Here is a 12,302-nt window from a genome sequence, read left to right on the forward strand (position 1 = left end):
TTTAAAATCCAAAATATCAATACTTAAGATGATATTTTCATCTTTAAACGTTTAATTTTACAAAACTTATAATTTTACTATGATAATTTCTAAAAAACTCATTACGTGGTACTTACAAAATAAAAGATCGATGCCATGGCGAGAAACTAAAAATCCATATCATATTTGGCTTAGTGAAATTATACTTCAACAGACCAGAGTGGCGCAAGGATTACCTTATTATGTGTCGTTTACAGAGACTTTTCCAACAGTATTTGATCTTGCAAATGCAAGTGAAGAAGAAGTGTTAAAATTATGGCAGGGATTGGGATATTATTCCAGAGCCAGAAACCTGCATACCACTGCAAAATACGTTGCAAATGATTTAAATGGTATTTTTCCTACTACATATAAAGGTCTGTTACAATTAAAAGGAGTTGGAGATTATACAGCGAGTGCAATTGCTTCTATATGTTATAAGGAAGCAGTTCCTGTTGTAGACGGAAATGTGTATCGGGTATTGTCACGGTATTTTGGAATCGATACACCTATTAATAGTACAAAAGGAATAAAAGAATTTAAAGAGCTGGCAATAACCTTAATGGATCATGAGGAACCTGCAGAGTATAACCAGGCAATTATGGAGTTTGGAGCACTACAATGCAAACCCAAAAGCCCGTATTGTATTGTATGTCCACTACAAGATAGTTGTGAAGCATTAAAAAATGGAAAAGTAGAAGTACTACCAGTTAAAATCAAAAAACTTAAAATCAAGAAACGCTACTTTAATTATTTGGTGTTTTTTACAGAAGATAAGAAAACGATCATCCAACAAAGAGTAGGTAATGGCATATGGAAAGGGTTATATGAATTTCCTTTAATAGAAAGTGACGCGATAGATACAAATACGATATCGTCTCATACTGTTTTTAGAGAAATGATAAAAGATAAAGAGTACGAAATTATACCACACCAGGAAGAACCCATAGTACACAAATTATCTCATCAACATTTATATACTCGATTCTATATCATCAAATCAGATATTCCTTCAAAAGTAAATCAGGACCAAAAGATCGTTGATTATGAAGAAATACATGCGTATCCCGTTCCTATTCTGTTAGGTAATTTTATAGATGTATTTTTTCAGCAAAATTGATATTAGGAAAGATCTAAAACCTAAGTTAAGACCATCGGGATATCATTTATGTATTAATTTTTTTATTACATTTACTATAAACAAAGTTATTTAAAGCTACTTTGAAAAATAAGAAGTATTAGGATAGCGTTATTTAGTACAGTTTGTCATTTCTTTGCAATGATAAACCAAAACAACAAATCATAAACTAAAATGTCTGGAACATTAAATAAAGTAATGCTTATAGGGCATACGGGTGATGAGGTAAAGATGCATTATTTTGAAGGAGGTAGTTGCATAGGTAGATTTCCTCTTGCTACTAATGATTCGTATGTAAATAAAAGCACAGGAGAGCGTGTAAATACTACAGAGTGGCACAATGTCGTAGTCAGAAATAAAGCTGCAGAAATTTGCGAGAAATACCTTAATAAGGGAGATAAGGTATATATTGAAGGTCGTCTTAAAACCAGAAAATGGCAAGATGAGCAAGGAAAAGATAGGTATAGTACAGAAATACAGTGTACAGATTTTACTTTTCTTACGCCTAAGAATGAGAACCAACCTTCTGAGCATAAACCTCAGAATACACCTCAAACGAATACACCTGCTGCTAGTAATTCGCAGGAAGTTTCATCTAATTCACCAGCGACAGAAGACGATGATCTTCCGTTCTGATATGTCTAACTAAACAAAGATAATTTGGACCCTGATCCTGAACCGTTATTTATTTCACTATTTGTTTTTGATTTTATGCAAACCATTAATGTGGTTGTACTGGTGGTGCTGCTCATTTTTTCTGCATTAATATCGGGTAGTGAAGTGGCTCTGTTTTCTTTAACTCCTACTGATCTTAAAGATGAAGAGAATGCGTCTAAGAATCTTAGGATTGTATCCAAACTATTAGATAATCCCAAGAAGTTATTGGCTACTATATTAGTAGCCAATAATTTTATCAATATAGCGATAGTGTTGCTTTTTGATACTTTGGGTAAAATATATTTTAGCAATCTTGATTATGTTTGGTTAGGTTGGATTAATGTACGATTTGTAGTCGAAGTAGGAGTTGCTGCATTTCTGATTTTATTGTTCGGTGAAATTTTACCCAAACTATATGCTAGTAGAAATAAAGTGAAATTTGCCAAATTTATGGCAAGACCTCTGGCAATTCTGGATTGGGCCATTTCGCCGGTTAGTATGCCAATGCGTAGCATCACTGTTGGGATTCATAATCGATTAGGAAAACAGAAATCTAATTTAAGCGTAGATCAATTATCACAGGCATTAGAATTAACCTCAGATAAAGATACTACAGACGAAGAGAAGAAAATATTAGAAGGTATTGTGTCTTTTGGAAACACAGATGCTAAGCAGGTAATGCATCCTCGTATGGATATTTTTGCATTAAATAGTGCAACTGCATATCAGGAAATTCTTCCTGTGGTTATCGAAAAAGGATACTCCAGGATCCCGGTATATGAGGATAGTATTGATAATGTAATTGGGGTTCTATATGTAAAAGACCTGTTACCTTATATTAATACACCTTCTTTTGATTGGACGTCTTTATTAAGATCGCCGTATTTTGTGCCAGAGAATAAAAAACTAGATGATTTACTTAATGATTTTAAAGATAAAAAAAATCATCTGGCTATTGTTGTGGATGAGTATGGGGGAACCAGTGGTTTGATTTCTCTCGAGGATATTATAGAAGAGATTGTAGGAGATATTAGTGATGAGTTTGATGATGAAGATTTAATATTCTCAAAATTGGATGATCGAAACTATGTTTTTGAAGGAAGAACAGCTTTAAAAGATTTTTATAAAGTACTGAAACTCGAAAACAATGGTGTTTTTGAAGAAAAAAAAGGAGATGCAGAAACCATAGCAGGATTGTTATTGGAGATTTCTGGGAGTTTTCCGAAACGTGGAGAAATTATCGTGGTAAATCAGTATGCGTTTAAAATAGAATCGTTGGATAACAAGCGAATAAAACAAGTGAAATTGACCATTAACGAAAATGAAAATAGTTAGATTTTTTATAGTGACCAGCGTATGTATGCTATTTTCTTGTGGAGGCGAAGTATTGCCTAAGCCAGAAGGAATGCTACGATTAAGTTATCCTGCTCCCGAGTATAAAGAGCTGGCATTGCCTTGCCCTTATTCTTTTGAAAAGAATGAATTTTCAGAACTTCGTAGAGCCAGAAGGAATAAAAATTGTTGGTATAATCTTGAGTATAAGAAGCTAAGAGCTACAATGTATATTTCTTATTATGAAATTAACAATAACCTGGATTCATTACTTAGGGATGCTCAAAACCTTACTCAGGAACATGTGATCAAAGCAGATGGCATCGTGCAAACGCCCTATGCAAATGAAGAAAATAAAGTATATGGTATGTTTTATGAGGTTTCTGGCGATGCTGCTTCTCCATCTCAGTTTTATGCAACCGATAGTATTAAGCATTTTATAGTAGGTTCTATGTATTTTAAGGTGAAACCTAATTACGATTCTATACTTCCTGCTGCAAATTATTTGCGTAATGATATGAGGTATTTTATGGAAACTCTTCGCTGGAAAGAGTAAAAACTTCAAATACGTTTATTAATAGAAGTGAAAAGAATCGTTTTGTGACAAATTGAAAAAAAACTAAACCATTTTATAGTTAATTTTCTTCCAAAAGGTATTCTGTGTACTTATAATTTTATCACTTTTGCAACTTACTTCGCAAAAATGCAAAACACAAAATTAAAATGGATATATCTGGCAGTACTTTCTCTGGTTTGGGGTAGCTCATTTATTCTTATCAAAAAATCATTGATCGGACTTACACCGTTGCAATTGGGTGCATTAAGAACGCTATTTGCGGCAACATTTTTATTCTTGATCGGGTTTAGGAGTATGCGAAAAATAGCAGCATCAGATTGGAAATGGATAATCATATCTGCATTTGCAGGAACATTCATTCCTGCGTTTTTATTCGCCTTTGCCGAGACAGAAATTGATAGTGGTATAGCGTCAATCCTTAATTCTACCACGCCATTGGTTACTTTGATCCTGGGGGTGTTGATTTTTTCTATGCGATTTAATAAAAACCAATTTTTTGGTGTGATTGTAGGGTTAATTGGTTGTGTTGCTCTGATATTAGAAGGCGCTTCGGTTAATCCCAATCAAAACTATTGGTATGCGTTATTAGTGCTTTGTGCTTCGGTATGTTATGCGGTAAATGTAAATATCATAAAAAGATATATGCAGCATATCTCACCTATGGCAATTGCTAACGGAAATTTTGTTGTATTAGTGATCCCGGCTTTAATCGTCTTATGTTTTTCAGGTTTTTTTAAAACAGAAGTAGTAACTAGTCCAAAAGTACATATGAGCTTAGGGTATGTTTCTATACTAGCGGTAGTAGGTACAGGTGTTGCCAAAGTATTGTTTAATAAACTGGTGCAGATCAGTACTCCGGTATTTGCGACTTCGGTAACCTATACGATTCCTATTGTAGCCATGCTGTGGGGGATATTGGATAATGAGAAATTTACATTTTATCAAGTGCTTGCTTCTGGAGTTATTATCCTGGGAGTATATTTGGCTAATAGGAATAGGTAGTTATCTTATGTTGCTGTTAAACAATAAATTAACAAGCTTTTAAGGTTAAAAAACTCTTAAATTTCTTACTTTTAAGAGAGAATCCTAAAGAGCGAAACCATGAAAAAATCAACTATTCCTGTTATATATGGACTCCTTATTGCTATTGGACTTATTGCGTATTTTTTAATCCTTTCTTTGATCGGTGTGCAAACAGAACCTGTTTTTAGTTTAGGAAATGGTGTTATAGTTGCTCTTGGTTTGTACAAAGCCATGAAAAACTACAAGCAGGAAAAAGGAAGTAATTTTGAATATCAAAAAGGATTTATGGCGGGACTTTTTACTGGGTTTAATGCTACAATTGTTTTTATCGTTTTCTTTGCGATCTATGTAACTAATATCAATACTGATTTCTTACCAGAAATGCTGGCGAATTGGAGTTCGCATTATCATGTGGGAGTAGGAATAGTTGTGTTTGTTGCAGCAGTTATGGGGTTTGCCACTACTTTTGTGCTTACGTTATCTTTTATGCAATTATTTAAAGAAAGTTGGAATCCAAAAAAAAACCACAATTCAAAGCCCGTAGAGGCATAAAATATTTGTCATTTAATTAATTAGCAGTATATTTGCACCCGCCTATTTAAAAATAGGTGCAGTTCTTTATTTATAAAAATAATTAATTAAACGTTACGCTATGTACGCAATTGTAGAGATAGCAGGGCAGCAATTTAAAGTTGCAAAAGACCAAAAAGTATTTGTACATCGTTTAGCAGGAGAAGAAGGAGACAAAGTCTCTTTTGATAAAGTTCTTCTTGCAGCAGATGGAGATAAAGTTACTTTAGGCGCCCCAGCTATAGATGGAGCTCAAGTAGGAGCAAAAATCACAAGACACCTTAAAGGTGATAAAGTTATTGTTTTCAAGAAAAAGAGACGTAAAGGATACCGTGTTAAAAATGGTCACCGTCAATCTCTTACAGAAATTATTATCGAAAGTATAGTAACTTCTGGAGCTAAGAAAACAGCAGCTAAAAAAGCTGAACCAAAAGCTAAGGCAGAGAAAGAAGTAAAAGCTTCTGCTCCAAAAGCTGAAACTAAAGCAGCCGCTCCTAAAAAAGAAGCAGCAAAGCCAAAAGCTGGTAAAGAAGATTTAAGCACTAAGACAGTAGCTGAATTAAAAGATATGGCTAAAGCTCAGGGAATCTCTGGTATTTCTTCTATGAAGAAAGCAGAATTAATTGAAGCTTTACAAGGAAAATAAAAAACGGCAGGTAACCCCTGTAAGTATTAACAATATAAAACCGAAAGAAAATGGCTCATAAAAAAGGAGTTGGTAGTTCGAAAAACGGTAGAGAATCAGAATCGAAACGCTTAGGTGTGAAGATATTTGGTGGACAAGCTGCCGTGGCTGGTAACATCATTGTAAGACAAAGAGGTACAGCTCACAAACCAGGCGAAAATGTATACGCTGGTAAAGATCACACCCTACATGCTAAAGTAGATGGTTTAGTGAAATTTACTAAAAAGAAAGACAATAAATCCTATGTTTCTATAGTTCCATTTGAAGCATAAAGGATCTTTCCTTTGTAATATAAAAAACCCTTTTCTTATATAGAAAAGGGTTTTTTGTTTGTTATAAGCTCTCTATGCGTACTTTGTGTTTAAAGAATTTCTGTTTTGACCTTTCAGAACCGAGTGGTTAAAGACTTTTTCCCTATTCTTAAAAAAAAGAAATATATTTATCATCAAATTTAAAAACCTAATCATGAAAAAGTTATTATTATTAACATTGCTAATGACTGTTACCCTTGCTTTTAGTCAAAAAAGAAAAGATCAAGAAGGAAGTATTAAAAATCTGAAAGGTATCACAGCGTATAATTTAGTTTTCGATTACGAAAATCTTAAAGTTGACAAGTTTGATACTGAAGAAGAATTCCTGAAAAATAAAATGGATAAGCGAGAAGCTAAAGAAGCTGGTAAAGGTGAAAGATTTAAAAAATCCTGGTTCGCTGATCGCGAAAATTTATATGAGCCAAAATATATAGAGTCTTTCAATAAACGTTTTGATGGAGGGGCTGTTAAAGTTGAAAAAAACCTAGATGGCGCTACCCATACTATGAAAGTTAAGACAACATGGATTTATCCAGGTTATAATGTAGGTGTTATGAAACAACCATCTAAAGTAAATGCAACAATTATTATATATGAAACTGGTAATCCTGATAAAATAATATTCTCTACAAAATACTTTAAGGTGCCAGGAAGTAATTTTTATGGAGCCGATTATAACTCTGGATACAGAATAGCCGAGAGTTATGCTAAACTAGCTAAGGAAATGGCTAAATATATCCTTAAAAAGGCAAAGTAATCCCTAAATATACATTCGAAATCAAAAAACAATGATGTTGAATGGATATGAGAAATAAAAAAATAAGTACACTTTGTGTTTTTATTTACTATTTAAAATGCAAAGTGTACTAAATACATAGAAAAACTATGAATACTATACTAACCAAAACAGTATCTTTTATCTTCTTTTTATGCATTGCCTTTACTGCTACTTCGCAAGATATTCCTAAATATGATTACCTCGAGGTTATTGTAATTCAAAAAGCAAACAATAGAGGTAAGATAAAAAGAATTAAGGTTGAAGAACAGGCATCTTTGGTAGGTAAACAAATAACCATTAAGCAACTAGAGGACATAGAGAGAACCTCGGATTTGTTGAATTATATGAATGCCGCTAATTGGGAGTTTGTAGATCGACAATCTATTGTTTCTGAAGAGAATGATCCAGTATGGATGAGCTATATCTTTAGAAAAAAGAAGTGACCCAATATTCTTTTCTTAAAAAAAGAGCATAACATAAAAATAATAAATACGTAACAGTAAAAAATTGTGTGCATCATAGATTTGTAAGATTTTGCAAAATCTAGGGGAATTATTTTTTTCACACAAAGTTTTATGAAACGTATACAGGAACCTATCTTCATTTTATATTGGTTAGTGATAACTATTTCTTTTAGTTCATTTACACAAATCAATCAGGTTCAAGAAGAAGAAAAGAAACAAGTAGATTCTGCATTTCTATCTTTGAGAAGAGAATTAGAAATTTCTCAACAAAATAAAATACCGCATATCATTGCCAAAAAACATCTCCAACTTGGTAAGTTTTATCATAAAGCAAGAGTGTATAATGAAGCTATAGAACACTATAATAGCGCACTTGCATTGATCAAAGAGAATGATACTTTGGCCATTCTTCTGAAAAATGAAATCGGTAAAATATATCTATCCTTAAAAAATAGAAGCAAAGCAAAGGTTTATTTTGATCAAAGCAGATCGATGTCTTCTAAGTATGGTTATGTAAAAGGAGAAGCTATAGCAAAAGAATTATTAGGTTCTTGTTATGAAAAAGAAGGAGAATATTTAGAAGCACTTAAGTATCAAAAAGAAAGCCTTGAATTGTTTGAAAAACTAAATGATAAGAAAGGCGTAGCGGTTGTAAATGAAAATATAGGAAGTATTTATGAAGACCTTGAGCAGTATGATCTGGCGTATACTTATTTTAAAAAATCAGCTGAATATTTTGAAAATGTTAATGGAAGTGAACGAATAAATGTTCTGAATAATTTGGGAGATATTAATCGAAAAACGGGTAATTATCCCGACGCTCTTGAGTATACTCTTAAAGCTTATAATTTGGCAGTAGAGGCTCAAGATATGTATCAGCTAAAAAGTGCTCATAAAGATTTGTCAAAGACATATGGGTTTATGAGAGATCATAAAAAAGCGTTTGATCATCTTTTAGAATCTGAACGAATTAATGAATCATTAATTTCTTCTCAAAATATAAATCAATTAAATACGCTTCAAGCTGTTTATGAAACGAAACAAAAAGAAGTACAAATCAATTTACTTTTACAACAAAAAGAAATAAGCCAGGCGAATCAGGATCTTCTACTTGTTAGCCTTGTAGCAACACTGCTTATTGCGATCATATCGTTTTTATATTTCAGAAGAAAAAGAAAAGAAAATTCAAAAATACAAGAATATAAACAGCGAATGTTGAAAGCAGAATTAGAAAAAAAGGCATTCGAAGAAAAGAATTTACAAGACGAAGTACATGTAAAAACATCTGCTTTGTCTAGATACAGTTTGCATTTATCGCAAAAAAATAAAATATTGTCTGATTTGTCTCTTAAGCTTACCAATATTGCAAATCGAAAGAACATTGATGTAAATACTAATATCAAAAAAATAGTAAAAGAAATTAATTTCGACCTGAAACAGGAACGAGAGTGGGGCGAATTCAATAACTTTTTTAGAGAGATTCATCCAAATTTCATCAAAAAATTATCCTCATTATCTGAAGAAAATTTATCTCCCGCAGAGTTACGTCTTGGTATGTTGCTGCGTCTTAATTTATCATCAAAAGAAATTGCATCAATTTTAAGAGTTACACCCGATAGTGTGAGAGTTGCCAGATATCGTCTAAGAAAAAAACTTCCGATAGATCAAAAAGAAGAGCTTGTTAATTTTATGATAGCCTTGTAAAAAGGTTATAAACCTGTCTTTTTTGTAAATGTTATTGCAATGTAAATAAATCTTAATTGTTGCCTTGTTGTTTCTCTTAATACAGCCAAATGTTTACCCTTTGTTGCTTTATGTTTTATCCTTATATCCTTTTGTGCATATAGCTTTGTCTCGACTTTTAAATTTATAAAAATGATACCATCCGGATTTTTAAAATTGACTTTTGTAACGCTAATAATGATTATAAGTTTTAATACATTATCAGCACAAAGTGGTTCTATAAAAGGAACTATTACAGATGAGTACGGGATATACATACCCGGAGCCTCAATATTGATAAGTTCAATAAAAAAAGCGACAGTTTCTGATCAAAATGGGATATTTACACTTGTAGATGTTCCCGAAGGAACTTACACTTTGAAAATAGAGTATTTAGGATTTTCAGATATTGAACAAGAAGTTAGTGTACATGCATCTAAGACAGTGTCTGCTTCTGTTGTGTTAAAACCAGAGAGTGTTCAGCTAGAAGATGTCCAAATTATAGGAAGAGCAATTAGCGGGCAAGCAAAGGCATTAAATACTCAAAAGAATAACATTAACATTACCAATGTAGTGTCTACCGATCAGATAGGAAAGTTTCCTGATGCAAACATAGGCGATGCAGTAAAGCGTATTCCTGGTATAACGATGCAAGTTGATCAGGGAGAAGCTCGTAATATAATTGTTAGAGGTCTTTCTCCACAGTTAAATTCTGTAACGCTTAATGGTAGTAGAATCCCTTCGGCAGAAGGGGATAATCGAAACATTCAAATGGATCTGATTCCTTCAGATATGATACAGACCATAGAAGTTAATAAAGCAGTAACACCCGATATGGAAGCCGACGCGTTAGGAGGATCGGTAAACCTAATCACCAGAACTGCTCCGCAAGGGTTTAGACTTTCTGCTACTTTAGGTTCAGGGATCAGTTTTATTACAGACAAAAGAATACTTAATGGATCATTTCTTATTGGAGATCGATCTAGAAACAAAAAATTTGGCTGGATGCTATCGGCCTCTATTACCGATAATGATTTTGGCTCTGATAATATAGAAGCAGAATGGACCAATGAATTCGAATATTATACTGGGGTTGATGATGCAGATGGAGAACCAATTCTCGAAGAGGTTTCTGTAAATCCTTATACTAAAGAATTTCAAATACGTACCTATTTGGTACAGCGCATAAGAAGGAGTTTTTCTGCCAATTTTGATTATCACTTTGATGATAACCATAGCATGTACTTAAAAACGATGTATAATTGGAGAGATGATAGAGAAAATAGATTTCGTTTGGAGCATGAAATTTTGGATGGTGAGGATATCGGAATTGATGATTTCACAGTTGTGAATAGAAATCTTACTCGTTTTCCGGTAGAAGTAAAGCGCCAAACCAAAGGTGGGATTGATAATAGCCGAAATAAAAATAGAAGGTTAGAAGATCAACGAATGCAAAATTACAGCTTAGGAGGGGATCATTTATTTGGTAATGTTAAGGTAGATTGGATGGCTTCTTTTGCAAAAGCATCAGAAGAAAGACTTAATGAAAGATATGCTAAGTATGAGTCTGAATATATTGTAAACAATGATAATTCTGATCCCGAATTTCCAGTTTTTACTCCTGTAAATGGTGCTGATGTCAATAATTTTTCTGGTTTTGAATATGGAGAAATCACTGAAGAAAACCAATATACAGAAGAAGAAGACATAAACTTTTTTGCCAATGTAGAACTCCCTTCTGATTTCTTTGGAAAAGGAAATGGAACTCTGAAATTTGGGGTAAGAAGCCGTTTGAAAAAAAAATTGAGAGATAACAATTTTTCTGAATTTGATTTAGAAGATAATTTTCCAACACTTGCAGATGTACCTGTGCGAAATTATACCGATCCAGATTTCTCGGCCGGAGATCAATATCAAGCAGGTTTATATGCTGATGAAAACTGGTTGGGAGGATTAAGTCTAGAGAATGGAGAATCTGTGCCTGATGAGTTTTTGAGAGCAAATTTTGATGTAGAAGAAGATGTGTTGGCGGGGTACGCAATGACGAACCAGAAGCTATCTGGTAAATTTGGTGTTCTGGCTGGTATTAGGGTAGAACATACGATGATTAATGCTACCGGAAATCAAATTGAAGATGAAGAGAACGTGATAGGTAAAATTACAGAAGAAAAATCGTACACCAATGTGTTGCCAGGTGTTCACTTTAAATATGATCTGTCTCCTCAAACAATTTTTAGATTTGCCTGGACCAATACACTGGCACGGCCTAATTATGTAGATTTGGTGCCTGCTTTGGATGTTGTATTGGGTGATGAAGAAATTTTTGTAGGGAATTCTGACCTTGACCCTACCACTTCTATGAATTTTGACTTGTTGACAGAGCACTATTTTAAATCTGTTGGTATCGTATCTGGAGGATTATTTTACAAAAAAATTGATAACTTCATATATACTTTTAGAGGAGAAACCACTGATGATACTTATGGAGCAGGAACCTCGGGATTTGATATTTTTCAACCACTTAATGGTGATAATGCTTCTATTTTTGGGGCAGAAATTGCTTTTCAGCGTAAAATGGATTTTTTACCTGGGTTTGCAAAGAATCTAAGTATCTACCTTAATTATACATACCTTACTTCTAGTGCAGATGGAATTCGTAATGAAGATGGTGAAGAGCGTTCTGATTTAGGTCTTCCAAATACAGCACCTAATATGTTTAATGGGTCATTGGGGTATAATGACAATAGATTTAGTATGAGGTTATCTGCCAATTTCTCTGATGCTTATATTGATGAGATTGGAGGGGATACTTTTGAAGATCGTTATTATGACAAACAGTTTTTCCTTGATTTTAATGCAAGTTATGCGATTACAAATAACCTTAGAGTATATGTAGATGTAAACAATATCACGAATCAGCCTTTGCGTTTTTATCAAGGAGTTTCACAACGAACGATGCAAGCAGAGTATTATGAGCGAAGACTTACTTTTGGTTTAAAGTATGATTTGTTTAAAAAATAAAATCAC

The 12,302-nt window shown here is 33.3% G+C and carries 12 protein-coding genes; all 12 read left to right on the top strand.

The window, feature by feature from the left end; translation table 11 throughout:
- The first annotated feature begins 79 nt into the window (after positions 1 to 79).
- The 12 genes from mutY to DG435_RS18550 all read left to right on the top strand — a co-directional run bounded on the left by mutY (position 80) and on the right by DG435_RS18550 (position 12,296).
- Positions 80 to 1,138, top strand: coding sequence for an A/G-specific adenine glycosylase (mutY, locus tag DG435_RS18495; protein ID WP_106790962.1), 1,059 nt, complete (start codon positions 80 to 82; stop codon positions 1,136 to 1,138).
- A gap of 192 nt (positions 1,139 to 1,330) precedes the next feature.
- Entirely contained in the window at positions 1,331 to 1,792 is a 462-nt protein-coding gene (locus DG435_RS18500; protein WP_024768279.1) for a single-stranded DNA-binding protein, read from the top strand.
- 24 nt (positions 1,793 to 1,816) lie between these two features.
- Positions 1,817 to 3,148, top strand: coding sequence for a gliding motility-associated protein GldE (locus DG435_RS18505; RefSeq protein ID WP_234387031.1), 1,332 nt, complete (start codon positions 1,817 to 1,819; stop codon positions 3,146 to 3,148).
- Positions 3,135 to 3,701, top strand: coding sequence for a gliding motility lipoprotein GldD (gldD, locus tag DG435_RS18510; RefSeq protein ID WP_106790960.1), 567 nt, complete (start codon positions 3,135 to 3,137; stop codon positions 3,699 to 3,701). The genes DG435_RS18505 and gldD overlap by 14 nt, the downstream gene beginning before the upstream one ends.
- 147 nt (positions 3,702 to 3,848) lie before the next feature.
- The gene (locus DG435_RS18515; RefSeq protein ID WP_106790959.1) at positions 3,849 to 4,724 is read left to right on the top strand and encodes a DMT family transporter; all 876 of its coding nucleotides are present in this window, start codon (positions 3,849 to 3,851) and stop codon (positions 4,722 to 4,724) included.
- Positions 4,725 to 4,823: 99 nt separating this feature from the next.
- Positions 4,824 to 5,297, top strand: coding sequence for a DUF4199 domain-containing protein (locus DG435_RS18520; protein ID WP_106790958.1), 474 nt, complete (start codon positions 4,824 to 4,826; stop codon positions 5,295 to 5,297).
- A 100-nt stretch (positions 5,298 to 5,397) separates the two neighbouring features.
- On the top strand, positions 5,398 to 5,961 hold the full coding sequence (gene rplU, locus DG435_RS18525) for a 50S ribosomal protein L21 (RefSeq protein ID WP_106790957.1): 564 nt from the start codon (positions 5,398 to 5,400) through the stop codon (positions 5,959 to 5,961).
- A gap of 50 nt (positions 5,962 to 6,011) precedes the next feature.
- Positions 6,012 to 6,272, top strand: a complete 261-nt coding sequence (gene rpmA / locus DG435_RS18530) for a 50S ribosomal protein L27 (protein WP_024768273.1) — start codon at positions 6,012 to 6,014, stop codon at positions 6,270 to 6,272.
- 193 nt (positions 6,273 to 6,465) lie between these two features.
- On the top strand, positions 6,466 to 7,068 hold the full coding sequence (locus DG435_RS18535; protein ID WP_106790956.1) for a hypothetical protein: 603 nt from the start codon (positions 6,466 to 6,468) through the stop codon (positions 7,066 to 7,068).
- 128 nt (positions 7,069 to 7,196) lie between these two features.
- Positions 7,197 to 7,532: a hypothetical protein gene (locus DG435_RS18540; protein WP_106790955.1), complete on the top strand. Its 336-nt coding sequence runs from the start codon at positions 7,197 to 7,199 to the stop codon at positions 7,530 to 7,532.
- Between the two features lie 132 nt (positions 7,533 to 7,664).
- Positions 7,665 to 9,257 carry a tetratricopeptide repeat protein gene (locus DG435_RS18545; protein WP_106790954.1) on the top strand — a complete coding sequence of 531 codons (1,593 nt, stop codon included), beginning with the start codon at positions 7,665 to 7,667 and terminating at the stop codon, positions 9,255 to 9,257.
- Between the two features lie 171 nt (positions 9,258 to 9,428).
- Positions 9,429 to 12,296, top strand: coding sequence for a TonB-dependent receptor (locus tag DG435_RS18550; protein ID WP_199852620.1), 2,868 nt, complete (start codon positions 9,429 to 9,431; stop codon positions 12,294 to 12,296).
- Positions 12,297 to 12,302: the final 6 nt, after the last annotated feature.

Source organism: Aquimarina sp. Aq78 (genome assembly GCF_900299525.1).
In the GTDB taxonomy this organism is placed as follows: Bacteria; Bacteroidota; Bacteroidia; order Flavobacteriales; family Flavobacteriaceae; genus Aquimarina.